We start from the raw sequence: 26918 nt of genomic DNA, 5'->3' as shown, positions 1-26918 counted from the left end.
CTATAAACTACTTAGCTCCTCCACCCAATGCATAGTAGAGATTTACTACTGCCTGCATCTTGTTGAAGTCATCAGCTACCTTAGAAAGCTGTACGTTGAGGAGTGAAGACTGTGCCTGGATGATTTCAAGGTAAGAGCTGCCTGCAATACCCATCAATTCCTTGGTAGATTCTACATTCTTTTCTAGTACTTCTATTCGCTTCTGCTCTATCTTGCTCTTCTCATCAGAGTAGTTGTAGAGAACAAGCGCATTGCTCACCTCGCTACCAGCCTTCAGCACGGTATTCTGCCAGGTGTTGTAAGCCTGCTCATACTGCATTTTAGCCACCTTCAAACCGGCAATGATACGGCCGTTCTGGAAAATTGGCTGGGTAAGAGAACCTACAGCTGAGAGCAACCACTTACCAGGGTTCACGATGCCCATACCAGCTGAATTGGTGAAGGCACCTGTACCGGAAATAGTGATAGATGGATAGAACTTGCTGCGGGCTGTCTCTACACCATAGAAGCACTGGGCAAGATTCATCTCGGCTGCGTGGACATCAGCACGGTTGTTGAGCAACTGGATGCCTACACCGGTTGAGAAATTAGATGGAAGACTCTGGTTATCCAACTTGCCACGGGCGATGCTATGTGCCTGATCGCCGATGAGCAGACTCAGAGAGTTCTCTGTCTCACGAATCTGGCGCAACAGATCGGTCTTCTGGGTCAACACAGAATAGTAGTTAGACTCAGCTGACTGGATGGCTGGTGTACGGTAACCCAATCTAAGATCGTGCATCTTCTGCATAGTCTCCCACGTATCCTTGGTCAATCCTTCCATATTGTTAACCAACTCCACCTGCTTGTCGAGCATCAACAGAGTATAATACATATTGGCGATGTTGGCGATGAGGTTGGTCTTGACAGATACCTGATAATCCTGCAACTGGAGCAGCGCCATCTGGGCACTGCGCTTCTGAGATAGCAGATTGCCGAAGAGGTCTACCATCCAGCTGGCTGTAACAGGCATCGTGTAAGTCTTGGTGGCAGCCTGACCATCCCAGGAAGCGATGGTTCCCTGAGGAGTGAAAGCCAGAGAAGGCACGAATGCCAACTTGGCACACTTTAGCTGCTCTTCTGCTATCTTCACGTTCAAAGCCGCATTGAGGAGGTTGACATTGTTGTTCAATCCCTTCTCGATGAGCGACTGAAGCTGAGGGTCGGTAAAGACACTGCGCCAAGGGATATTGGCGAAGGTAGTAGTATCCTTTACAGCCAAAGTATCTGTATCAGAAGCTACATCGCGAACGATACCGCTGGTCTTCACATCCGGACGCTCATATTTTCCGTAGAGAGTCTTGCAGCTGCTCAGGGAGAGCGCTGCGAGACCCAATATGATGATATTTAAATTCTTTTTCATTGTTTCCTTTGAAGTTACATTGCGTTATTACTTCTTCTCGATACCCTTCTTCTGATGAGCTGCGTTGGCATACTGCTCCAACTCGGCAGCTACCTCCTCGTTCAACTCATCCTCGAACTTCATTGGGGTCAACTTCTCCTGCAACCACTGGAAGACTGCGAAGAGAGCAGGAACCACGAAGATCTGGCAGATTGTACCGAGCAACATACCACCTACGGCGGCAGCACCCAGGGTCTGGTTACCATTCTTACCTACACCTGATGCGAACATCAGAGGCAACAGACCGATAACCATCGCCAGTGAGGTCATCAGGATAGGACGGAGACGGGCACCGGCACCCAGGATAGCTGAGTACTTGATAGCCATACCCGTACGACGACGCTCGAGGGCGAACTGTACGATAAGGATGGCGTTCTTAGCCAACAGACCGATCAACATAATCAACGAAATCTGCATGTAGATATCGTTAGAGTGACCGAAGAGGTTGGTGAAGATGAACGCACCTGCCAAACCGAATGGGATAGACAATACTACTGACAGAGGCAAGATGTAACTCTCGTACTGGGCACTCAAGATGAGGTAAACGAATACGATACAGAGTGCGAAAATCAAACCTGTAGAGTTGCTGGACTCAGCCTCAGAACGGGTCAAACCAGAGTACTCATAGCCGTAACCCTCTGGCAATGTCTCCTTGGCAACCTCAGCAATCGCCTTCATACCGTCACCGGTAGAGTAACCGCTGTTAGGAGTTACAGATACATCCATAGAGGTAAACAGGTTGAATCGGGTGATGTTTGCTGGACCATAAACCTTCTTCAAGTTCACGAACTCGCTTACAGGAGACATGGTGCCATCAGCACAACGTACATAAATCTTGCTCAGATCGTCTGGACGCATACGACTCTCAGGTCCAGCCTGAATCATGACACGGTAGAGCTTACCGTAGGCATTGAAGTTAGATGCGTAGAGACCACCGAGATAACCCTGCATTACAGACAATACTGTTGATGGAGAGATGCCAGCCTGCTTGGTCTTGGCAACATCTACATCTACCATATACTGAGGATAGTTAGGGTTGTACTGAGTCTGGGCGGTCTGAATCTCAGGACGCTTGTTCAACTCAGCCAGGAACTTCTTCACATTATCAAAGAACTTATTCAAGTCACCACCGGTCTTATCCTGCATAGTCATGGTAATACCATTCTGCATAGAGAAACCGGAAATCATAGGTGGAGCAAAGGCAAGCACCTGTGCATCCTTGATCGTAGCAGTCTGCTTGTAAATCATACCCAATACAGAGGTATACTCCATAGGGTTGACAAACAGCGCCTCGATACCGCCACCTGTACAAGCCTCCTTGATACGGTGGAAGAATCCACCCGGACGCTCCTCGAATGGCTTCAGCTTCACGATGATGGTACCCTGGTTAGAACCGGCACCACCGATAAAGCTATAACCCATGATGGCGTTACGGGTTGCGATGGCTGGGTTGCTAGCCAGCATCTTATCTACCTGCTTAACGACCTCTGCTGTACGTTCCTGAGAAGTACCAGGAGCTGTAGAGATACAAGCGAAGATAGTACCGGTATCCTCATCAGGCACCAGACCCGTCTTGGTAGTACCCATCAGGGCAACCAGACCTACGATACTGACAGCCACGAGGCTACCAGCGATGATGCCGTGGTTGATAACCCACTTGACACCACCCTTATACTTATTGGTAATCTTATCAAACTGATAGTTGAATCCTGCGTGGAATCGGTCGATGAAAGACATCTTCTTCTCGTGACCCTCCTCGTGTGGCTTCAGCAACACGGCACAGAGTGCAGGAGACAAAGTCAACGCGTTGATAGCCGAAATAACGATAGATACAGCCATGGTTACACCGAACTCACGGTAGAAGTAACCGGAAGTACCACCGATGAATGATACAGGAACGAACACGGCAGACATCACCAATGTAATAGAGATGATGGCGCTGGAAATTTCGTTCATCGCATCGATAGCTGCAGTAAGGGCACTCTTGTAACCCTGGTCGAGCTTGGCGTGAACCGCCTCGACCACCACAATGGCATCATCGACCACAATCGCAATAGCCAGCAGCAGGGCTGACAGCGTAAGCAGGTTGATGGAGAATCCGAAGATCCAGAGGAAGAGGAAGGTACCGACCAAAGCCACAGGCACGGCAATCATAGGAATCAGCGTAGAACGGAAGTCCTGCAAGAAGATATACACTACGATAAACACCAGTACCAGGGTGATGATCAAGGTGAAGATAACTTCCTCGATAGATGCGAACAAGAACTCAGTAACATCCATCAGGATAACATTCTTCAACCCAGGAGGATAACTCTTCTCCAGTTCATCAAGCGATTTCTTTACGTCGCTGGCAATCTGGGTAGCGTTGGAACCGGCAATCTGCTGAACCATACCCAGCACGGCAGGCTGACCATCATTGAGCAGGTTTACATTATACTGCAAACCACCCAACTCAACCTTGGCAATTTCGCCCAAACGGAGCGTCTGACCGGAAGTATTGCTCTTGATAAGGATGTTTTCATACTCCATTGGAGTCTTCAAACGACCCTTGTAGCGCAAGGTATATTCATACTGCATATCAGAGCTTTCACCAAAGCTACCAGGGGCAGCCTCGATATTCTGCTCTGCCAAAGCCTGAGAAACATCAGAAGGAACCAGTCCGAACTCCTTCATCTTCTCTGGCTTCAACCAGATACGCATAGAGTAGTTACGGGTAGAAGGGCTCTGCACATCACCCACACCACTGATACGTTTCAACTGAGGAATAACGTTGATCAGGGCGTAGTTGGTAACAAACTGGTCGTCGTAACGGCCATCGTCTGTAGTCAGAGCGAACATGATAACGTTAGAACTCTGACGCTTGGTTACAGTGACACCCACCTTGGTAACCTCGGCAGGCAGCAGAGACTGCGCCTGAGATACACGGTTCTGTACGTTGACCGCAGCCATATCTGGGTCGGAACCCTGCTTGAAGTAAACGGTGATCTGAGCAAAACCAGAGTTAGACGCAGAAGAGGTCATATAAGTCATGTTCTCCACACCGTTGATACTCTCCTCCAGCGGAGCAACGACAGAGTTCAACACCGTCTGGGCATCTGCACCCGTATAGGTAGCAGTTACCGTGATGGTAGGCGGCGCGATATTCGGATACTGCTCGATAGGCAGCGATACCAAGCCGATAATACCCAGCAAGACGAAGAAGATGGAAACCACCGTCGAAAGTACCGGGCGCTTTATAAAGTTTGTAAATGACATAATTTACTATTTTTCTTTATACCTTATTATATATTACTTCTTTCCGCCCATAGCAGTAGCGAAGGCATGAGCGTTATCCTGAGACTCAGCCAACTTGGCAGCCTCAGCAATCTTCTGATTGTAACGCTCCAGAGTGATAGGCTTGATCTGCTGGCCATCGGTCAACTTGGTAATACCCTTCAAAACAATACGATCGCCTACATGAAGACCTGCAGTTACGATATAGTTCTTGCCATCATCCTGTGGATTGACCTTGATCTCAGAATACTTCACCTTGTTATCCTTGGTTACGATGTAAACGAAGATCTTATCCTGAACCTGAGAGCAAGCCTCCTGAGGGATAACGATAGCGCTGTTATGATCGTTAGGAACCACGATAGAACCTGCACCACCACTCTTCAGCAACTTCTCTGGGTTAGCGAAGTGAGCGATGAGAGAGATAGAACCGGAAGTAGCATCGATGACACCACTCATCTTGACTACCTTACCCGGGTGATTATAGATAGAACCGTCTGCCAACTGCAACTTAACAGCTGGGAACGCTGCGATGGCTGCCTGAATGCTACCATTGGTCTTAGACATGCTCAAGATCTGAGACTCAGAGAGTGAGAAGAACACCTCCATAGTGCTGATATTGGAAACGGTAGTAAGAGCCTGACCAGAAGCACTTACCAGAGCACCTACCTTGAAAGGAAGACTACCTACTACACCAGCAGAAGGACTGGTAACGGTACACCAAGCCAACTGCTCGCGGGCTGAAGCCAAAGCTGCCTCTGCCTGAGCTACCTGAGCCTTAGCTGTTGCATAGCTGTTAGCTGCTGTAGAAAGTTCAAATTCACCGATAATCTTGCTATCATACAATTTCTTATTGTTCTGATAAGTCAACTTAGCTGTATTAGCCTGTGCCTTAGCTGTGTTTACAGCGGCAGCTGCAGAACGGACAGCAGCCTGATAGGTCTCGCTATCAATAGAGAACAAAGCCTGACCTGCTGATACAGTCTGTCCCTCGTGTACAAAAACCTTAGTGATAAAACCAGAAACCTTAGGACGTACCTCTACATCCTGGATACCCTTGATGGTAGCAGGATAGGTAGTCTGCAATGCGGCGCTGGAAGTACCGATAGTAGCCACAGCGAACTCATCATCGCTGAAGTCAGGCAGACCGCCCTTCTTACTTCCACCACATGATGTCAAAGTTGCGAGTACACAGACTGCTGCAACGAACAAAACGTTTTTAATTTTCATACCTATTTTTATATTATAATTTATTATTTTTGTCATACCTTAATATATACATACCGCCCTCTGGCGGAAACTCTAAACTGATTTTGAGTTTTAAAACGCTGCAAAATTACTAATAATATATGAATAACGGCTCGCAAGGAGCCGTTATTTAACAAAAATTATTCTCTATTTAAGTTTTCTACCATAGCCAAGCCCATATCCTGGGCCTTCTTCATCAGAAGTTCCATCAAAGGTTCCCGCTCGTTTGCCACCCTGTTATCCAGTACAGCATCCTTCAGATACTGCTTCAAGGTTCCCACTTCGCGGCATGGCTTGAGCTGGAACATCTCCATGATTTCGTTGCCGTCAATACAAGGCTGAAGCAATCGCTTGTAGTCGCGCTCCTGCAAGTCTGCCAACTTCTCGCGCACCATCTTGAAGTTATCCAGGAACTTCTGCTTGCGCACCTGGTTCTTGCTGGTGATATCAGCCTCGCAAAGCGTCATCAGGTCGTTGATGTCATCACCCGCATCGTTCAGCAGTCGGCGAACCGCGCTATCCGTCACCTCCTCATCGGCTATCACGATAGGACGCATGTGGAGCTCCACCAGTTTCTGCACATACTTCATCTTCGCATCCATCGGAAGCTTCATACGGCGGAAGATGCCTGGAATCATCTTGGCACCTATTATATTATGACTGTGGAACGTCCAACCGATATTGTTGTCCCAGCGCTTGCTCTTCGGTTTGCCGACGTCGTGGAAGAGTGCCGCCCAGCGGAGCCAGAGGTTATCGCTGTGCTTGCACACATTCTCCAAAACCTCCATCGTATGGTCGTAATTGTTCTTATGGGCTCTGCCATTGCGGGTTTCCACCTTATCCATCGCCACCAGTTCGGGCAGGATGAGGTCGAGCAGACCGGTATCCTTCAGATAATAAAATCCGATGCTTGGGTGCTTGGAGAGCATAATCTTGTTCATCTCGTCGCAGATGCGCTCGCCGCTGATAATCTTCAGTCGGTCGGCATTGCGGGAGAGTGCCTCGTAGGTTTCATCCTCTATCTGGAAGTTGAGCTGGGTGGCAAAGCGCACACAGCGCATCATGCGGAGCGGGTCGTCAGAGAAGGTGACATCCGGGTCGAGCGGAGTAGCAATGATGCCGTCTTCCAAGTCATAGACGCCATCAAAAGGGTCGACGAGTTCTCCAAAACGGTCCTTGTTCAGGCACACCGCCATGGCATTGATGGTGAAGTCACGACGGTTCTGGTCATCCTCCAGGGTTCCATCTTCAACAATCGGTTTGCGGGAATCGCGGTTATAGCTCTCCTTTCGGGCTCCCACGAACTCCACTTCTGTATCCTTATACTTTACCTGTGCTGTTCCGAAATTGCGGAACACTGAGAGATGCGCCTTTTTTCCGAGCATCTTCTTCAAGGTGGAAGCCACCTCAATGCCGCTGCCCACGACAACGACATCAATATCATTGGAAGGTCGTTCCAGGAAGAGGTCACGCACATATCCACCTACCACATAACATTCCACAGACAGCTCGTCTGCCGCCTCTGAAATCTTATGAAAAATATCCTTATCCAGTATCTGTGCCAGTTCGGCATTGGTCAAATTTCTCATACTCTTTTTTCTTTCGGGGTGCAAAGTTACTGCAATTTAAGCGAAAAACAAAATAAATATTTGGCTATTTCATAATAAATGCGTAAATTTGCACCGAATTTCGAAATTATTATGGCAGATTTATTGAAAACAGAACAGCAGTTTAAGGATGTCATGAGTGAATGCAGGACATTATTTGAGAAGAAGCTCCACGATTACGGAGCCTCTTGGAGAATCTTGCGCCCTTCTTCCCTGACAGACCAACTCTATATCAAGGCGAAGCGAATCCGCTCGCTCGAAATCAAGAAAGAATCTTTGGTAGGTGAGGGCATCCGCCCCGAGTTCATTGCCCTTATTAATTATGGTATCGTAGGACTCATCCAGCTGGAAAAGCCTTTCGCGGATGAAGTGGATATGACACCGGAAGAGGCGATGAAACTCTACGACCGCCATGCGCAGGAAGCACTGCAGCTGATGCTCAAGAAGAACCATGACTACGACGAGGCATGGCGCTCGATGAGAGTAAGCAGCTATACCGATTTCATCCTCACCAAGATTCAGCGTGTAAAGGAAATAGAGGACATCGCAGGCGCTACCCTCGTTTCGGAAGGCATCGACGCCAACTACATGGACATCATCAACTATGCCGTGTTCGGAGCCATTAAGATGAATGAGAAATAATCAAGAGGAGTGAGAATTAATCAAGAGGAGTGAAAAATGATGAAGATAGCGATGAAGATAGCGGTAAACATCGGGCGACTGCTCATGGCAGCAACGTTCATCTTCTCGGGATTCGTGAAGGGAATAGACCCGCTAGGCACGCAATATAAGATAACCGACTATCTGGAGGCACTGCATATCGACTGGATGTTCCCGTCGTGGAGCACACTGGTGATGTCGGTTCTGCTTGCCATGTGCGAGTTTGCCATCGGCATTTTCCTGCTCTTTGCCATCCGCAGAAGACTGGTGAGCAAGCTTACCCTGCTCGTGATGGCTGTGATGACGCTGATAACACTCTGGATCGTCATCGCCGACCCGGTGAAGGATTGCGGCTGCTTCGGTGATGCCATCGTGCTCAGCAACATGGAGACGTTCGTCAAGAACATCATCCTCCTTGCCATCGCCATCCTCATCTGGAGAAGACCGATGGACATGCCGCTGCTGGTATCCAGGTCAACCCGATGGATTGTCATCAACTATACGTTCCTCTTCTCCATCGTGATGAGCGCCTGGAGCCTGTGGTATCTTCCGCAGTTCGACTTCCGCCCTTATCACATCGGCGCCAACATCGCCAAGGGAATGGAGATTCCGAAGGGAGCCAAGCAACCTAAGTTTGACACCACCTTCATCCTGGAGAAGAACGGAGAGCGGAAGGAGTTTACGATAGACAACTATCCCGACTCTACCTGGACCTTCATCGACAGCAAGACGGTGCAGACGGAAGAAGGCTACGTGCCCCCTATCCACGACTTCAGCATTGAAGATGCAAAGACGGGAGAAGACATCACCCAGCAAGTGATCCACCGCAAGGGCTACACCTTCCTGCTGGTATCACCCCACCTGGAGTTTGCCGACGACAGCAACTTCGGCAGCATCGACGAGATATACGAATACGCTAACGACCATGGCTATCCCTTCCTCTGCCTCACGGCAAGTACGGAGAAAGCCATCAGGCACTGGCAAGACATCACGGGAGCAGAATATCCCTTCTATATCACAGACGAGACAACGCTGAAGACCGTGATACGCAGCAACCCGGGACTCCTGCTGCTGAAAGACGGAACCATCATCCGGAAATGGAGCCACAACGACCTGCCTGGCATGGAAGAGATAGCAGGCAAGCCGCTGGAACAGACCGAGATAGGCAAGATGCCGGAAGTAAGTGCCGCCAAGAAGATAGCCGGCATCATCTCCTGGTTCATCATTCCACTGGTACTCCTCACCATTGCCGACCGGCTCTGGGCTTGGGGCGCCTGGATCAGAAAGAAAGAGAATTCGAACAGAATATTATCAACTTTTAAAAAGAAAAGAAAAATGAGAAAGAAAATTGTAGCAGGTAACTGGAAAATGAACATGAACCTGCAGGACGGTGTTGCTCTCGCCAAGGAGATCAACGAGGCATTGGTAGCAGACAAACCAAACTGCGACGTAGTAATCTGTACTCCATTCATCCACTTGGCTTCAGTAGCTCAGGTTTTGGATTCAGAGATTGTTGGTCTTGGTGCAGAGAACTGCGCAGACAAGGCTAAGGGTGCTTTCACTGGTGAGGTTTCAGCAGAGATGGTAAAGAGCACAGGTGCTCAGTATGTTATCCTCGGCCACTCAGAGCGTCGTCAGTACTATGGCGAGACAGCAGAGATCTTGAAGGAGAAGGTAGAGTTGGCTTTGGCTAACGGTTTGAAGGTTATCTTCTGCTGCGGTGAGACACTCGAGGAGCGTGAGGCTGAGAAGCAGAACGAGGTAGTAAAGGCAGAGTTGGAAGGTTCAGTATTCCACTTGAGCGCTGACGCTTGGAAGAACATCATCCTCGCTTACGAGCCAATCTGGGCTATCGGTACAGGTAAGACTGCTACTTCTGACCAGGCTGAGGAGATGTTGGCATACATCCGCTCTATCGTAGCTGAGAAGTATGGCAACGAGGCTGCTGAGGAGACATCTATCCTCTATGGTGGTAGCTGCAAGGCTAGCAACGCACCTGAGCTCTTCGCTAAACCAAACATCGACGGTGGCTTGATCGGTGGTGCTTCTTTGAAGGCTGCTGATTTCAAGGGTATCATCGACGCTTGGAAGAAGTAATCTCAACAAGAAATATTTTGCGGGGATGCCCTTTCTTCGTGGGGGGGCATCCCTTTTTAATCAAAAAAAAGACTGCTTTCATATCAAAAAAGCGCAATTTAAGGAAATAGTCATGAAACAATTCCTCACATTATTAATATTCATCCTCTGCTCTACATTCACAGCGAATGCGCAGAACTACCTGGACCATCTGAAGAAGAAGGAACCGGGAAAGGGTGTTGTGACCGTGAACCAAAGCAAGGCTATCGACGAATTGGTAAACGGAAAACCTGTGCAGGCTGCAGAAAAGAAGCCTACTGCACAGGATGACAAGACCAAGACTAAAACTACCCCACAACCACAAAAGACCCCAACAGACACTCAGCACAAGAACACTGAGCACCCACAAAGGGAGAATACTCCTACCCCTCATCCGCAGCATGAAAACACAAAGGAGGGCACCCATGCCAACAACGCAAAGGAGGACACCCACGCCAACAACGCTGCCAAGGCTGAGAACAGAAAAGAAGAAACTGAAATGCCGATAGTGGATATGCGCAAGAAAGTGATGCGCAAAAGCTACAAGGTTACAGGATATAGAGTACAGGTATATGCCGGCGGTAACTCCCGCAACGACCGACTGAAGGCGGAACAGACAGGCAACAACATCAAGATGAAGTTCCCAGACCAGCCGGTTTACGTGCACTTCTACTCCCCAAGATGGATTTGCCGCATGGGCAACTTCCGCAATTTGGGCGAAGCCCAGAAGGTTCTTGCCAAGGTGAAAGCCCTGGGTTACAGACAGGCATGCCTGGTAAAGGGACAGATTACGGTACAGTACTAGTTAATAGTTTATAGTTGATAGTTAACAGTTTACAGCATTGATGCCGTAGGCCTAACTATAAACTATTAATTGTAAATTATTAACTATTAATTAAGAATTATAAATAAAATAAGATGAATCCAGAAACAGAATTTCGCGAGGGATTGGACGAACTCGCAGGACACTATAAAGAAGTATTGAAACTCCTGGGCGAAGACCCTGAACGCGAAGGTTTGGTAAAAACCCCGATGCGCGTGGCTAAGGCGATGCAGATCCTGACCCGTGGCTATACACAGGATGCCCACAAGGTATTGACAGATGCCCTCTTTGAGGAGAAATACGACCAGATGGTTATCGTGAAGGACATCGATTTCTTCTCTATGTGCGAACACCACATGCTGCCTTTCTATGGCAAGGTTCACGTGGCTTACATTCCTAACGGCAAGATCACCGGTCTGAGCAAGATAGCCCGTGTGGTAGACATCTTCAGCCACCGTCTCCAGGTGCAGGAGCGCCTCACCCAGCAGATTAAGGACTGCATCCAGGAAACCCTGAACCCTCAGGGAGTCATGGTGGTGATTGAGGCTAAACACATGTGCATGCAGATGCGTGGCGTGGAGAAGCAGAATTCCATCACTACAACCAGTGATTATAGCGGCGTATTCAACTCTTTGAACACCCGCCAGGAGTTCATGAGCCTGCTGAGAGGAGAAAGTAAAAGAATCTAATATATAGTTAATAGTTTACAGTTGATAGTTTATAGAGCATTCTTGCCATCAACTGTAAACTATTAACTTTTAACTATAAACTATAAAAAAATGAAGTTTATATCCTGGAACGTAAACGGCCTGCGTGCTTGCGTGGGCAAAGACTTCGAGAACCAATTCAAGGCACTCGATGCAGACTTCTTCTGCCTGCAGGAAACCAAGATGCAGGAAGGACAACTCGACCTGAAGTTTGAAGGTTACGAAAGTTATTGGAACTACGCTGAGAAAAAAGGATATTCCGGCACTGCCATCTATACCAAGCACAAGCCTTTGAGCGTAAGCTATGGCATGGGCGTGGAGGAACACGACCACGAAGGCAGAATCATCACACTGGAATACGATCAGTTCTACCTCGTCACCTGCTATACACCAAACTCGCAGACAGAACTCAAGCGACTGGATTATCGCATGACTTGGGAAGACGACTTCCGCAAGTTCCTGAAAAATCTGGATGCCCAAAAACCGGTAGTAATCTGTGGCGACTTAAACGTGGCACACGAAGAGATAGATATCAAGAATCCGAAAACCAACCGCCGCAACGCCGGTTTTACAGACGAAGAGCGAGAGAAAATGACAATTCTCCTGAACGATGGCTTCACCGATAGCTTCCGCTATCTCCATCCAGAGGAAGTAACCTATTCGTGGTGGTCTTATCGCTTCAAGGCACGCGAGAAGAACGCCGGCTGGCGCATCGACTATTTCCTGATATCAGACAGCATCAAGGACAAGATTACAGAAGCAAAGATCCATACCGACATCATGGGTAGCGACCACTGCCCGGTGGAAGTAGACTTAAACATCTAACAAGAAATCAGACTTTCTTATATAAATTAGATTGTTGATAAAAAAAAGATGGGGATCACCTTCCTCACGGAAGCCATCCCCATATTGGTCATATCAACATAAAATTTTAATTTATATAAGAGAGATTTTTCAATTCTAATGAAGAAATCAACAGCCTCATCTAACGGGGCATTGATTTACTGGTCAACGGATTACATAAGACCCTTAATCTCAGAGAGATTCTTCTTTACAGAAGTACCGTCCTTGTAAGTAACCATGAAGTAATCGTGAACAGACTTGCCGTTTCTGTACTGCACAACTGCCACGCCACCTTCGCGGAGCTGGAGAGTGAAGTAACCCTCACGCTTGCCATTGACATATTTGCCATGCCACTTCTCCTTGCCATTCTTATAATAAGTGGTCACTTCGCCGTTGAAAACTGTATTGCGGTCGTTACCGAGGTCAATGAAGCTATAGCCTCCCTCAGCACGGAGATTACCATTCATATAGAAATCCTGGAAAACGTCCTTCTTATTGAGGCCAGCGCCGGTAGTCATCAGCAATCTGTAATAACTAGCCTGATCGGCACTAGCTACATTGCTCATATTTTCTGCATAGAAAATAGTGTCAGCTACTACTGTTGCATTCTCTACGTGCTTGCGACCGAAAGCTGCTACGGTCATTAAAGCCATCAATGAGAATAATATAACTCGTTTCATATTTTTAATTTTAGGATATTATTAATTGTTTATTATTATTTCTTTTTTCTGGTGCAAAGATAATACAATTTTCGATAGGTTGTATCAATCCTTAACGCTATTTTATCTATTTTTTCGGGTCGGTTTTACTTTTTGCCAGAAAGAGTTTTCCAAATTACAAATTGTTATTTAAGGGGTCTTTTTTATACACTTTGACAGAAGGTATTTCCTGATAACCCTTATAAATCCCCATCTCAGTTTACACATTGTAAGCAGTCTATCTCATTACCCCTCAGGAGCACCACCACTTTTTTGAACCCATTTACAAACTTTTTCGCCCTTTTTCTAGCGTATGTACTTTTTATTTTGTACTTTTGCAGAGAAATATATATAATATAAGGTACGCGAATGAAAAAATATACAATAAAGGCACCTAGCCAAATGAATGCAAGTATCAACTTGCCAGCATCTAAGAGTATCAGCAACCGAGCCCTCGTCATCAGTGCGATGGCTGGAAGCAGCATACAACCTAGCAACTTGAGCGACTGCGATGACACCGAGGTTATCATCGCCGCCCTCAAGGATATGCCTGATGTCATCAACATCAAGGCAGCAGGCACCGCCATGCGATTCATGACAGCTTATCTTGCCTCTACACCGGGCGAACATACCATCACGGGTACTGAGCGCATGCAGAATCGCCCTATCCGCATCCTCGTAGACGCCCTGCGCTATCTGGGTGCCGACATCTCCTACGAGAAGAACGAGGGATATCCGCCTCTCCACATCAAAGGCAAGTCTTTGGAAGGCGGCCACCTGGAGGTAGTAGGCAACATCAGCTCGCAATACATCTCGGCACTCCTGATGATAGGTCCTATGCTGAAGAATGGACTGGAACTGAAGCTCACTGGCGAGATTGCCTCACGCCCTTACATCGACCTCACCCTCTGGACCATGAAGGAATATGGAGCAGATGCAGAATGGACGGATATGGACACCATCACCGTGAAGCCTCAGCCATACAAGACAACTCCTTACATGATTGAGAACGACTGGAGTGCCTCTTCCTATTGGTACGAGATGATGGCCCTGAATGCCAACATCGACTCTTCTATCCAACTGGAAGGCTTGATGGACTGTTCAAAACAGGGTGATTCTGTGGTGAAATACATCTTCAGTCTGCTGGGTGTGAAGAGCGAATTTGAGAATCGCGACACCATCACGAATGTAATGCTGAAGACAAACCGCTGTCTTCTCCCTAAGTTTGAATACGATTTCACGGGTTCCCCAGACCTGGCTCAAACCATCGTAGTAGCATGCTGTGCGCTCGGCGTGAAGTTCAAGTTCACGGGTCTTGCCAGTCTGAAAATCAAGGAAACCGACCGTATCGAGGCTCTCAAGACCGAGTTGAAGAAGGTGGGCTATGTCATCCACGATGAGAACGACAATACCCTCTATTGGGATGGCGAGACCTGCGAAGCAAGCTTTGCCCCAATCGACACCTACGAGGATCATCGCATGGCTATGGCTTTCGCCCCACTCGCCTTCAAGTTCCCTCAGATAGAGATCAACAACCCGGAAGTAGTGAGCAAATCGTACCCACATTATTGGGAAGACCTCAGGAAAGTAGGATTTGAGATAGTTGAAAGTTAATAGTTGATAGTTAATTGTTTATGTTATATTTAGTTTTAGCCTTGGTGGTTCTAGGCCTGATAAGCGCCATATTCGGTATCGTCTCTCACCGCAAGGGAGAGGACGAGGAACCATTGCAGGAAGGCGTATCGTGCAACACTTGCAATGGAGAAAACTCCAAGTGCGAGCAAGACTGCATGATGGAGGCTGCCACCAAGGAAATAGAATATTACGATGACGAAGACCTCGACCGGTTTGCAGGACGAGAGGCTGACGACTATACCGACGAGGAAGTGGAAGAATTCTCGGAGGTGCTCTACACCATGCAACCCGAAGAGGTGGCAGGCTGGAACAGAAGTCTGATTCTGCGAGGCATCAACCTGCCAAACCAGCTGAAGGATGAAGTCATCAACTTTTTAAATAGCTAGGAGTCATATATGGACATATTGCAATATACATTTTTCCAGAACGCACTGATAGGCGCCTTCTTGGCAAGCATCCTGTGCGGATTCATCGGAACCTACATCGTTACCCGCCGTCTGGTCTTCATCAGCGGTGGCATCACCCATGCCTCTTTCGGAGGCATCGGCATCGGTGTGTTCTCGGGCATCAACCCCATTCTCTCCGCCATGGTATTCGCCATCCTCAGTGCCTTTGGCGTACAATGGATTTCGCGTAAGAAAGATGTGCGCAAAGACTCCGCCATTGCCATGTTCTGGACCCTGGGCATGAGCGTGGGCATCATCTGCTGCTTCCTCACGCCGGGATTCATGCCCGACCTTCCCTCCTTCCTCTTTGGCAGCATCCTCGCCATCGACAGCGCAGACCTCTGGTTGCTGGGCATCCTTACCCTGGTGGTGGCACTGCTCTTCATCTTCCTCCTGCGCCCCATCCAGAACATCGCATTCGACAGTACCTTTGCCCGGTCACAGCATCTGCCGGTCACCCTCATCGAATATCTGATGATGACGCTCATCGCCATGACCATCGTAGCCACCCTCAAGATGGTGGGCATCGTACTCGCCATCAGTCTGCTCACCATCCCGCAGATGACCGCCAACCTCTTCACCTACAACTACAGGCAGATGATCTGGGCAAGCATCATCCTGGGATGGATAGACTGCATCGTGGGCCTCTACGCCAGCTACATGCTCAATGTGCCGTCGGGAGCCACCATCATCTTCGTAAGCATCATCATCTTTGCCATCGCAAAATTGTGGAAAGGAATCCAGAAAAAATGAGAATCCAGAAAAAATGAAACAGCATCATCACCATACAAGGAACCTGGCATACGCCTTCGTGCTCATCATCATCTCGATGAGTACCATCGGTTGCTCTACGCAGAAGAATACGGCGCAGAGCAGATGGTGGCATGCCTTCAACGCCCGATACAATACCTATTATAATGGTACCCTCGCCTATATTGATGCCTCACTGGAGAAAGAAGCTGGCAACAAGGACAACTATACCGAGCAGATTCCACTCTACACCGTTACCAACAAGAGTAGCCGCGAAATAGGTAAAAGTAACTACGACCGTGCCATCGAAAAATGCGAGAAAGCCATTCACCAGCACAGTATCAAAAGCCGACCTGAATGGACCAAAAGCAGAAAGAAAACCGAAAAGGATATTGAATGGCTCAGCCGCCGCGAGTACAATCCCTTCCTGTGGAAAGCCTGGATGCTGATGGGCAGATCCCAGTTCTTCAAGGGCGACTTCAATTCGGCAGCCACCACCTTCGCCTACATGAGCCGCCTCTACGCCACCCAGCCTGCCATCTACGGAAAGGCTCGTGCCTGGCTGGCTAAATGCTATATCGAACAGGATTGGATGTATGATGCAGAAGATGTAATCCGCAACATCAGGCGCGATTCCATCCACTGGAGTGCCCAGAAGGAATGGGATTATACCTTTGCCGACTACCATATCCGCAAGGGCGAAGCGGCACAGGCGATTCCTTATCTCAGGAAAGTAATCAAGCACGAGATGCGCCGCAAGCAGAAGGCACGCGAATGGTACCTGATGGGACAGCTGCAGGCTTCCATCGGCAACAAGCAGGAAGCCTACAAGGCGTTCAAGCACGTGGTGCGCCTCAATCCTCCTTACGAACTGGAGTTCAATGCCCGCATCTCGATGACCGAGGTGATGGCGGCAAACAACAGCAGGAAGATGATAGGCAAGCTGAAGCGCATGGCTGCATCCGACAACAACAAGGAATATCTCGACCAGGTATATTATGCCATCGGTAATATCTACCTGGCTCAGAAAGACACCCTGCAGGCCATCGGAGCCTACGAGAAAGGCGTTGCCAAGGCCACCAGAAACGGCATAGAGAAAGGTGTGCTCCTCCTGCATCTGGGCGACATCTACTGGATTAGAGAGAAATTCTCCGATGCCCAGCGCTGCTACGGCGAAGCCATCGGCTTGCTCGACAAGGAGCGCAAGGACTACGAACAGCTCTCCAACCGCTCCAAGGTGCTCGACGAACTGGTACCCTTCACCGATGCCGTAGCCCTGCAGGACTCCCTCCAGGCATTGGCAAAGATGGATGAGAAAGACCGCAACGCTGCCATCGACCGCGTGATTACCGCCCTGAAGAAGAAAGAAAAGGAAGAACGCAAAAAACAGGCTGAGCAGGAAGCCGCCAATAACCAACAGGGAGGAAACGGAGGCAACTTTGCCAACAATGCCAACAAGAAGAACAACGCCGCCAACAATGCCATGAACGGTATGAACGGCATGGATAAAGGAAAGTGGTATTTCTATTCTCCTATGGCGGTTAACCAGGGTAAGGCGCAGTTCCAGAAACTCTGGGGCAAGCGAGAGAATGTAGACAACTGGCAACGAATCAACAAGACGGTGGTTGCTTCAGCACAGGGTGCCGAGGAGATGACCGACGAGATGAGAGATTCACTCGCCAACGTAGCCGCCCAGGAAGATTCGCTCAAGCAGATTACCGATAGTGCCGTGAACGACCCGCACAAGAGGGAGTACTACATGGCACAGATTCCATTCACCCCGGAACAGCTGGCAGAAAGCAACCAGCTGCTGGAAGACGGACTCTACCATTCGGGCGTCATCTTCAAGGATAAGCTCGACAACCTGCCACTCAGCGAGAAGGCACTGCGCCGACTGACTGACCACTATCCGGAATATGAGCACATGGATGATGTCTACTATCATCTCTACCTGCTCTATTCCAGAAAGAAACAGACGGATGTGGCAAACACCTACGTGGAGAAACTGAAGAAGGACTACCCTGAAAGTCAATGGACCATCCTTCTTTCCGATCCATATTATGTAGAGAATGCCAAGATAGGCGTTCATCTGGAAGACTCTCTCTATACCCTCACCTACCAGGCATTCAAGGAGGGTAAATACGAGGTAGTGAAGGAGAATGCCGCCGTATCGGAGAAGCGGTTCCCTACGGGCGAAAACCGCGATAAGTTTCTCTTCATCAGCGGTATGACCCAACTCAACGAAGGCAACGTGGATTCATGCATGACCATCATGAACACCGTGGTGGAGAAATATCCCAACAGCCGACTCAGCGAGATGGCGGGTATGATAGTGAATGGTGTCAACGCCGGCAAGCGACTCTACGGAGGCAAGTTCGACCTGAGCAATGTATGGTCGATGAGAAGCGACGTTATCAACAACAACGATTCTACCCAGCACAAGGGCTTTAGCGACGAACGCAACGACAAGTTCGTGTTCCTCCTGGCCTATGTTCCTGATTCCGTAAACGAGAACCAGCTGCTCTTCGAAGTGGCGAAATACAACTTCACCTCGTATATGGCACGTAACTTCGATCTCAATATCGAGGATATCCAAGGTCTGCATCGCCTGAAGGTAAGCGGTTTCCGCAACTACGACGAGGCTCGCCAATACGCCAACGAGGTGTATAAGCAGGCAGGCATCACCCGTCTGCTGAACAAGGCAAGAGCCTTTGTCATCAGCGAGCCAAATCTGGAGCTTCTGGGCACCAAACTGTCATACGACGATTACGACAAGTTCTACGCCAAGCACTTCGCCCCATTGAAGATCAGCCAGCTCCGCCTGCTCATCGAGCCAGCAGAAATAGCTGTGGATAAAGATCAGAAAGAGGAAATTTCCGGCAAGGATGCAGAAACAGGCGATCATCCGCTTGATGAATTGGAACCAAAAGAAGATCTGATTCTCGGTCCTGTAAATCAGAACACAGAGCAGCAGAAGACTCAGGAAGAGGAAATCACGCTGCCGGTTAACAAGGAAGAGCAGAATACCCAGGAAGAAGAATTCACTCTTCCTGTAACCAAGGAAGAGCAGAAGACTCAGGAAGATGAAGATACCTTCGAGATTCAGCCTCAGCAGAAAGAGGAGAAGACCGAAGATACCGGTATCGACTTCGAGGAGAAGAAGACTGAAGATTCCGGACTGGAAGACGAATACTTCGAACTCGACGGATTCTAGAGGAAAACTAAAAAAGAGAGAGGATGTGTCTTTAAACCATGACGCACCCTCTCTCTTTTTCTACTTATTATAGTACTGACGTATTGTAAGTATATAATTCAAATTTCACAACGAACAGAAGAACGTTACCAGGAACGGCACGGAGAAATCTACGCAGAAACCATGGAAGATGGAAACGATGATGAAACGCTCGCCCGAACAGCGGGTGATAATCGGCAACGTGGTATCCATCGTCGTGGCTCCTCCCACACTGATTGGTGCCAACTTGCCGAAATACTTTACCAGCAGAGGCGCACAGAGCAGGGTGAGAATCTCTCGGCAGATATTTGCCAGCAAGGCTATCGTACCCAACTCCGGTCCACGATATTGCGTGATGAAGATACTCGACAACGAGTAATATCCGAATCCCGAACCTATCGCCAGACAGTCCGTCAGCTGGCGATGACCCAACAGCAGAGAAGCTGCAGCGCATCCGGCAAGGGTGCCCAGGATTGTCATCACCGGCAACATCATCAATCGGGGATTCACCTTCCTGAAACTCTTCAACACCGAAGTATCACATCCGATGCTGATTCCCACACAGAACATCAGGCAGCAAAGCGCATCATAGCTCACGTCGCCATCCAGCAACCCGGCTGGAACCACATCGCAAGCCCCCACGATGATGCCCAGCACAAAGAAGCCCACGATAATCAAGCTACCCTTCATCCCTCGCCTCCTTTCTGCGAAACAACCTGCGAGTCTGCCTTCGCCTGCTTGGCACTCACGTATCTCCACAAAGCCCAGGCAAAGAGCACACTTCCGGCACTGCCGCCCAGCGTCAGGATGACAGCCTCCAGTCCCAAGGTCTGAAGTCCGTTGATGATACGGGGATTCGCTCCCACCTCGATACCGAGCAGAAACAGGAGCACCCAGATAAGCGCCGTGATGATACGGCCTATGAAACTCATTTTCTTGTTGCGAAGCAGATACCCCGTACCTATTCCGCACAGCATAATCATTACAATCTTGAGCATTGCTATCTTATAATCTTCTTATTCTTCTTTAATTAATCATACAGGATTTATCAATCATACAGGGTATCGTTTCGAATCACCCACTGAATCATAATAACGGATTCCGAGCCTTTATAGTATATCCGAAGGCAAAGATTCCTTAAAAATACTTACGTTATCAAGCCCTGAACCTAAAAACAAAAAACACTTAACATTCTTTACGACAAGATTCTTCCTGCATTCAGGAATTCTTTGTAATTTAGCACCCCGAAAAAATATAAGGAGAAAAAAGTATGAGCAACGGATTATTATTATGGGTGGATGATGAGATTGAACTTCTCAAGGCTCACATCATTTTCCTGGAGAAAAAGGGGTACGAGGTGGTTACCGTGAGCAACGGTGCAGATGCCATCGACCAATGCAGACAGCAGACCTTCGACCTCATCCTACTCGACGAGATGATGCCCGGATTGAGCGGACTGGAGACCTTGCAGCAGATCAAGGACATTCAGCCTGCCACTCCCGTAGTGATGTGCACCAAAAGCGAGGAGGAGAACATCATGGACCAAGCCATCGGGTCCAAGATAGCCGACTATCTGATCAAGCCCGTCAACCCCAGCCAGATATTACTGTCGCTCAAGAAGAATATCCACCGCAAGGACATCGTGACCGAGGTAACGCAGAGCGGATACCAGCAGGTCTATCAGCAGATAGCCATGCAGATGATGGATTGCCGCAACTGCCAGGACTGGATGGAGGTATACAAGAGACTGGTGAAATGGGAACTGGAACTGAGCGATACCGACAGCAGCATGACCGAGATGCTCTCTATGCAGAAGGAGGAGGCCAACATAGGCTTTGCCAAATACATAGCCAAGAACTATCTGAACTGGGTAGACCCGAAGAATATGAGCAAGCCCGTGGATGACAGACCGGTGATGAGTCCTGACATCTTCAAGACCAAGATCTTCCCGATGCTCGACAAGGGAGAAAAGGTGTTCCTCATCGTCATCGACAACTTCCGCTACGACCAGTGGAAGATGCTCGCCAAGGACATCGGCGACAGTTTCGAGATTGAGGAGGATATGTATATGAGCATCCTGCCTACCGCTACGCAATATGCCCGAAACGCCATCTTCAGTGGACTGATGCCGAACAAGATAGCGGAAATGTTTCCGGAGCTCTGGGTGGATGAGGACGAGGAGGAAGGCAAGAACCTAAACGAGAAGCCGCTGATTCAAACCCAGATAGACAGGTTCAGAAAGAAATACAGTTTCAGCTATCACAAGGTGAACGACTCAGTGGGTGCCGACAAGTTTATGGAGCGTTACAACGAATGCAAGGACAACGACCTGAACGTGCTCGTAATCAACTTCATCGACATGCTCTCGCATGCCCGAACAGAATCGAAGATGGTGCGTGAACTTGCCAACAACGAGAGTGCCTACCGCAGTATTACGCAGAGCTGGCTGCGCCACTCGGTGCTAGCCGAGCTGTTCAAGCGACTGGCGCAGAGCGACTTCAAGGTGGTTATCACCACCGACCACGGCAGTATCCGTGCCTCGAAGCCTATCAAGATTATCGGCGACCGCAACACGAATACCAACCTGCGCTATAAACTGGGCAAGAACCTGGCTTACAATGCCAAGGAGGTGTTTACCATCAAGGAGCCGCACAAGGCACAGTTGCCTGCGCCAAATTTGAGCACTGCGTATGTATTCGCCTACAGTGATGCCTTCTTCGCCTATCCGAACAATTACAACTATTACGTATCCTACTACAAGGATACCTTCCAGCATGGTGGCATCTCGATGGAGGAAATGCTCATTCCGCTCATCACATTAACAGCAAGAAAAAGATAAAAATATAAATTAATATACAATGAAGATTAAGATTGATTCATTAGACAACATCCATGTAGCAGCCAAGGAATTCCTTGAGAACATGGGCGACGGCAAGGTCTTTGCCTTCTATGGCAAGATGGGTGCCGGAAAGACAACATTTGTAAAAGCAATTTGCGAGGAACTGGGCGTGGAAGACGTGATTACATCGCCTACCTTCGCGCTTGTCAACGAATATACTGCTGGCAATGGCGACCCTATCTACCACTTCGATTTCTACCGCATCAAGAAGATTGACGAGGTGTATGACATGGGGTACGAGGATTACTTCTATGGCGGCAACCTCTGTTTTCTGGAGTGGCCGGAACTCATAGAAGACCTGCTGCCTGAAGATTGTACCAAGGTTACAATCACCGTGGAGGAAGATGGTTCCAGAAGCGTGGAATTCTAAAAAGAGAAATAATAAAGAGAAATGAAAATGGATTGATTCCCATTCTTCATTTCTCTTTTTTCTTATTTTATCAAAAGAGACGCATGTCTTACAAAAGAGACTCAAACTTCTCCTTGAGAGTTGACTTGTTAGCTGCACCAACAAACTTGTCAACCAACTGACCACCCTTGAAGAACAGGATGGTAGGGATGTTGCGAACGCCAAACTCCATAGCGATGTCGTCGTTCTCCTCTACATCACACTTACCTACTACCAACTTGCCATCAAACTCCTCTGCCAACTCAGACACGATAGGAGCAATCTGGCGACATGGACCACACCAGGTAGCCCACAAATCTACTACCAATGGCAATTCGCCATTCTTGTAACTCTCGAAATTCTCGGTTGTAATTGTTACTTCCATTTTTTACACCTTATTTATATATTAATATTAATTGATTTGATAACTCATTTTCGGATGGTCGTTGACAAACTGAATAAGTTCTCTGCTCACACCCACGGTCCGCTCCTGGGCACGCATCAGGATATTGGTATTGCTTTCGGGGTCATGAATCTGCAGGAAGAGCTGCGCCTTGCCTTCATCATTCTCTATCACCGACTTCAAGTCGTTCACAAAGGCATCGTTCACCTCGGTGCTATCCACAACAATGGTAAAACGCTCCAGGCGATTCTCCTTCACGGTCTGCAGATACTCCACGGTGCTCAGCTTGAAGTCCAGATAGTTGCTGTTGCCATAGCGTGCCACGCATTTTGCCGTGCAGTAGATGGTACTTCCTTCCATCATGATGCCTCGCCATGCACCCCAGTCCTCACCGAAGAGCGCCAGTTCGCCCGAACCCTCGAAATCCTCGATGGTAACGAAACCGCATGGCTTGCCCGTCTTGGTGAACTTCGACTTCACCTCGGTGATGATGCCGCCGAATACCACATCTTCCTTCTTGGAGAGTGCTACCTTATCCCTCAACTCACTGCAATGGGTGTTGCACATGTTATGAAGGATAATCTCATATTCGTCGAGAGGATGCGCCGAGAGATAGATGCCCACCAGCTCACGCTCCTTGTTCAATCTTTCGATGGTGCTCCAGGATTCAGCCTCAGGAATAGGCGGAGTAGCAATCTCCACGGCTTCCGTACCTCCAAAGAGTGAGGTGGCTGCCTCGCGCTGCTCCTGCTGATAAAGCTGACCATAGCGCACCAGCGTATCGAGGAAGGTATCGCCCTTGCTGTTCTTGCCGAAGAACTGCTCGCGTCGGATGCCGAAACTGTCGAAGCCGCCACTCAATGCCAAGGTCTCGAATGCCTTGCGGTTGACACAGGAGAAATCCACTCGCTCGGCAAAATCGAAGATTGTCTTATAAGGTCCGTTCTTCAGGCGCTCAGCAACGATGGCATCGGCAGCAGGTGCTCCCATACCCTTGATGGCAGAAAGACCGAAACGGATTTCGCCATGCTCGTTCACACCGAAGGCACGGTAACTCTCGTTCACATCAGGACCCAAGGTCTTGATGCCCATCGACTGGCACTCCTCCATCAGCTTGGTGATTTCCACAATCTGTGCAAAGCGTCGGGTCATCAACGCCGCCATATACTCGGCAGGATAGTGTGCCTTGAGATAGGCTGTCTGATAGGCTACCCACGAATAGCAGGTGGCGTGGGACTTGTTGAAGGCGTAGGAAGCAAACTTCTCCCAGTCGCCCCAAATCTTCTCCAGCACGGCTGGGTCGTGCCCGTTCTCCGTTCCCTGCTTGATGAACTTAGGCTTCATCGCATCTACAATGGCCTTCTTCTTCTTACCCATCGCCTTACGCAGGGCATCCGACTCACCTCGGGTGAAGTTAGCCAACTGTCGGGAAAGGAGCATCACCTGCTCCTGATATACCGTGATGCCGTAGGTATCCTTCAGATACTTCTCCATGCACGGGATATCATACTGGATAGGTTCCTGACCGTTCTTGCGGGCGATGAAGGAAGGGATGTAATCCATAGGTCCCGGACGATAGAGGGCATTCATGGCGATGAGGTCTTCGAACACGGTAGGCTTCAGTTCGCGGAGATACTTCTGCATACCTGGCGACTCAAACTGGAAGGTACCGATGGTCTGTCCCTTCTGATAGAGCTGATAGGTGAGTTCATCGTCGATAGGAATGGTATCCAGGTCAACGATGTCGCCCGTGGTCTGCTTGATAACCTTGCATGCCTCCTTCATCTCCGAGAGGGTCTTCAAGCCCAGGAAGTCCATCTTGATGAGTCCCGTGGATTCAATCACGTGACCATCGTATTGCGTCACCGCCGTCTTCAATCCAGGGAAATCAGGGTCATCGGCAGTGGATACAGGTACCCAGCTGCTGATAGGGTCTCTACAGATGATGAATCCGCAGGCATGGATACCCGTGCCTCGGATGGTTCCTTCCAGCATCTTGGCATATTTGATGGTATTGCTCTCACGAGGGTCGCTGGAGTACTCAGCCTCCTTCAACTCTGGCGTATACTTGATGGCATTGGGAAGATTCATCTTCGCACCATCAGGCAATCTGTCGGGTATCGCCTTGCACAGTGCATTCGCCTTGTCCAATGGCAACTTCTCCACGCGGGCTACGTCCTTGATGGAGTTCTTAGTGGCCATCGAACCGTATGTAATGATATGGGCACAGTTCTCGTGACCATACTTATCCATCACCCATCTCAACACCTTACCTCGACCATCATCATCGAAGTCGGTATCAATATCCGGAAGGTTCACACGGTCTGGGTTCAGGAAACGCTCAAACAGCAGGTCATACTTCAGCGGGTCTATCTTGGTAATACCCAGACAGTATGCCACTACAGAACCTGCCGCAGAACCACGTCCCGGTCCTACCATCACGCCCAGTTCTTCGCGAGCCGCCTTGATGAAGTCTGACACGATGAGGAAGTAGCCTGGGAAACCCATGGTCTTCATGACATGGAGCTCGAAGTTGACGTGCTCATCCACGTTTGCCGGCAGCGGGTCGCCATAGAGTTTTTTGGCTCCCTCGTAGGCAAGATGGCGCAGATATTCTGCCTCAAACTTGATTCGGTATATCTTGTCGTAACCGCCCAATCGGTCGATTACCTTCTGTCCTTCCTCGGGTGACAGCTGATTCTCTCCGTTCTCATCACTGGTAAACTCCTTGTAGAGGTCCTGCTCCGACACCCGCTGGCGCAACTGTTCCTCCGTGCCGAAGCTTTCAGGAATGGGGAAGAACGGCATGATAGGTCCATGGTCGATGCTATAGATTTCTACCTTATCTAATACTTCGAGGGTATTAGACAATGCCTCGGGGATATCAGAGAACACATCGTTCATTTCCTGACGGGTCTTGAACCACTCCTGCTTGGAATAGCGCATACGGTTAGGATCGTCCAGGTCCTTGCCGGTGGCAATGCAGAGCAGGTGGTCGTGCGCCTCGGCAGTCTCCTTATCCTCAAAGTGGCAGTCGTTGGTGCAGACGAGCTTGATGCCATATTCCTTAGAGAGTTCGATGAGCACCTTGTTCGCCTTCTGCTGCAATTCGTAAGCCTCACGGTTGGCAAGCAGACTTGGGTCATCAGGCACCTTATGGCGCTGCAGCTCCAGGTAATAGTCATCTCCAAAGAGATTGTGATACCATTCGCAGGCTTCACGTGCCCCGGCGATGTCACCCTTCAGAATCTTGGCTGGCACCTCGCCGGCAATACAAGCCGAGCAGATAATCAGGTCCTCATGATACTTTTCCAGGTCGGCACGGTCGGTTCGAGGGCGCATGTAGTAACCATCCACCCACGAATTACTCACCAGCTTGATGAGGTTCTTGTATCCGTTATAGTTTTTGGCTAGCACGATGAGGTGGTAACCACTCATATCACCCTTGTCCTTCTCGCGGTCGCCCTTGGTTCTTCTAGCCACATACATCTCACAACCGATGATAGGCTTGAAGGGTTCCAGCCCTTCCTTCTTTCGGTCTTTGTTGACTTTTCCACAATAGTCAACGAGTTCCTTGATGCCGAACATCACACCATGATCGGTTACAGCCATACCCTTCATTCCATCCTTGATAGCCTTGTCTACAAGATGCGGAATCTTGGATTGACCATCGAGGATGGAATACTGTGTATGGACGTGTAAATGTATAAAATCTTCCATTTTCTGCCTTAAAATTCCTATTTTGACAACAAA

General features: G+C 48.9%; 20 protein-coding genes. 11 read left to right on the top strand and 9 right to left on the bottom strand.

What is annotated here, in order from left to right:
• Positions 1-7: 7 nt before the first annotated feature.
• The 4 genes from KUA49_RS17065 to KUA49_RS17050 all read right to left on the bottom strand — a co-directional run bounded on the left by KUA49_RS17065 (position 8) and on the right by KUA49_RS17050 (position 7548).
• Complete coding sequence (locus KUA49_RS17065; RefSeq protein WP_218411703.1) at positions 8-1402, bottom strand: efflux transporter outer membrane subunit; 1395 nt, start codon at positions 1400-1402, stop codon at positions 8-10.
• 27 nt (positions 1403-1429) lie between these two features.
• Positions 1430-4696 carry an efflux RND transporter permease subunit gene (locus tag KUA49_RS17060; RefSeq protein ID WP_218411702.1) on the bottom strand — a complete coding sequence of 1089 codons (3267 nt, stop codon included), beginning with the start codon at positions 4694-4696 and terminating at the stop codon, positions 1430-1432.
• A gap of 33 nt (positions 4697-4729) precedes the next feature.
• Positions 4730-5941, bottom strand: a complete 1212-nt coding sequence (locus KUA49_RS17055) for an efflux RND transporter periplasmic adaptor subunit (RefSeq protein WP_218411701.1) — start codon at positions 5939-5941, stop codon at positions 4730-4732.
• Positions 5942-6099: 158 nt separating this feature from the next.
• Positions 6100-7548 (bottom strand): CCA tRNA nucleotidyltransferase, encoded by a 1449-nt coding sequence (locus KUA49_RS17050; protein ID WP_203050084.1) that lies wholly within the window; start codon positions 7546-7548, stop codon positions 6100-6102.
• Positions 7549-7659: 111 nt separating this feature from the next.
• Between KUA49_RS17050 and KUA49_RS17045 the strand changes: the two genes are divergently transcribed.
• The 5 genes from KUA49_RS17045 (at position 7660) to KUA49_RS17025 (ending at position 12696) form a co-directional block, all read left to right on the top strand.
• Positions 7660-8208 carry a DUF1599 domain-containing protein gene (locus KUA49_RS17045; RefSeq protein ID WP_238405277.1) on the top strand — a complete coding sequence of 183 codons (549 nt, stop codon included), beginning with the start codon at positions 7660-7662 and terminating at the stop codon, positions 8206-8208.
• Positions 8209-8247: 39 nt separating this feature from the next.
• Positions 8248-10323, top strand: a complete 2076-nt coding sequence (locus KUA49_RS17040; RefSeq protein ID WP_412178614.1) for a BT_3928 family protein — start codon at positions 8248-8250, stop codon at positions 10321-10323.
• A 112-nt stretch (positions 10324-10435) separates the two neighbouring features.
• Positions 10436-11146 carry an SPOR domain-containing protein gene (locus tag KUA49_RS17035; RefSeq protein WP_203050088.1) on the top strand — a complete coding sequence of 237 codons (711 nt, stop codon included), beginning with the start codon at positions 10436-10438 and terminating at the stop codon, positions 11144-11146.
• Between the two features lie 113 nt (positions 11147-11259).
• Positions 11260-11853: a GTP cyclohydrolase I FolE gene (folE, locus tag KUA49_RS17030; protein ID WP_203040945.1), complete on the top strand. Its 594-nt coding sequence runs from the start codon at positions 11260-11262 to the stop codon at positions 11851-11853.
• A gap of 90 nt (positions 11854-11943) precedes the next feature.
• On the top strand, positions 11944-12696 hold the full coding sequence (locus KUA49_RS17025) for an exodeoxyribonuclease III (RefSeq protein ID WP_203050090.1): 753 nt from the start codon (positions 11944-11946) through the stop codon (positions 12694-12696).
• Between the two features lie 191 nt (positions 12697-12887).
• Here the strand turns inward: KUA49_RS17025 and KUA49_RS17020 are convergent, their stop codons facing one another.
• Positions 12888-13394: a hypothetical protein gene (locus KUA49_RS17020; protein ID WP_218411699.1), complete on the bottom strand. Its 507-nt coding sequence runs from the start codon at positions 13392-13394 to the stop codon at positions 12888-12890.
• 387 nt (positions 13395-13781) lie between these two features.
• Between KUA49_RS17020 and KUA49_RS17015 the strand changes: the two genes are divergently transcribed.
• Genes KUA49_RS17015 through KUA49_RS17000 form a run of 4 tightly spaced genes read left to right on the top strand, consistent with a single transcriptional unit; the run spans position 13782 to position 19457 of the window.
• Positions 13782-15026, top strand: a complete 1245-nt coding sequence (locus KUA49_RS17015; protein ID WP_218411698.1) for a 3-phosphoshikimate 1-carboxyvinyltransferase — start codon at positions 13782-13784, stop codon at positions 15024-15026.
• Positions 15027-15046: 20 nt separating this feature from the next.
• Positions 15047-15433 (top strand): hypothetical protein, encoded by a 387-nt coding sequence (locus KUA49_RS17010; protein WP_218411697.1) that lies wholly within the window; start codon positions 15047-15049, stop codon positions 15431-15433.
• A gap of 9 nt (positions 15434-15442) precedes the next feature.
• Entirely contained in the window at positions 15443-16246 is an 804-nt protein-coding gene (locus tag KUA49_RS17005; protein WP_218411696.1) for a metal ABC transporter permease, read from the top strand.
• A 13-nt stretch (positions 16247-16259) separates the two neighbouring features.
• Complete coding sequence (locus KUA49_RS17000) at positions 16260-19457, top strand: tetratricopeptide repeat protein (protein ID WP_218411695.1); 3198 nt, start codon at positions 16260-16262, stop codon at positions 19455-19457.
• 105 nt (positions 19458-19562) lie between these two features.
• Here the strand turns inward: KUA49_RS17000 and KUA49_RS16995 are convergent, their stop codons facing one another.
• Both KUA49_RS16995 and KUA49_RS16990 read right to left on the bottom strand, forming a co-directional pair.
• On the bottom strand, positions 19563-20165 hold the full coding sequence (locus KUA49_RS16995) for a lysine exporter LysO family protein (protein WP_218411694.1): 603 nt from the start codon (positions 20163-20165) through the stop codon (positions 19563-19565).
• The gene (locus KUA49_RS16990; RefSeq protein WP_218411693.1) at positions 20162-20473 is read right to left on the bottom strand and encodes a LysO family transporter; all 312 of its coding nucleotides are present in this window, start codon (positions 20471-20473) and stop codon (positions 20162-20164) included. Before KUA49_RS16990 ends, KUA49_RS16995 begins: the two co-directional genes overlap by 4 nt.
• 272 nt (positions 20474-20745) lie before the next feature.
• Between KUA49_RS16990 and KUA49_RS16985 the strand changes: the two genes are divergently transcribed.
• Positions 20746-22314, top strand: a complete 1569-nt coding sequence (locus KUA49_RS16985; protein WP_218411692.1) for a bifunctional response regulator/alkaline phosphatase family protein — start codon at positions 20746-20748, stop codon at positions 22312-22314.
• Positions 22315-22333: 19 nt separating this feature from the next.
• Positions 22334-22744, top strand: coding sequence for a tRNA (adenosine(37)-N6)-threonylcarbamoyltransferase complex ATPase subunit type 1 TsaE (gene tsaE / locus KUA49_RS16980; RefSeq protein ID WP_203040935.1), 411 nt, complete (start codon positions 22334-22336; stop codon positions 22742-22744).
• Between the two features lie 88 nt (positions 22745-22832).
• Here tsaE and trxA read toward each other — a convergent pair whose 3' ends face one another.
• Both trxA and dnaE read right to left on the bottom strand, forming a co-directional pair.
• Positions 22833-23147, bottom strand: a complete 315-nt coding sequence (gene trxA / locus KUA49_RS16975) for a thioredoxin (protein ID WP_203040934.1) — start codon at positions 23145-23147, stop codon at positions 22833-22835.
• Between the two features lie 27 nt (positions 23148-23174).
• Positions 23175-26885 (bottom strand): DNA polymerase III subunit alpha, encoded by a 3711-nt coding sequence (gene dnaE / locus KUA49_RS16970; protein WP_218411691.1) that lies wholly within the window; start codon positions 26883-26885, stop codon positions 23175-23177.
• Positions 26886-26918 lie beyond the last annotated feature (33 nt).

Source organism: Segatella copri (assembly GCF_019249655.2).
Taxonomy (GTDB): Bacteria; Bacteroidota; Bacteroidia; order Bacteroidales; family Bacteroidaceae; genus Prevotella.
Note: the sequence above shows the minus strand (reverse complement) of the source record. Positions and strands in the feature narration are given on the sequence as shown.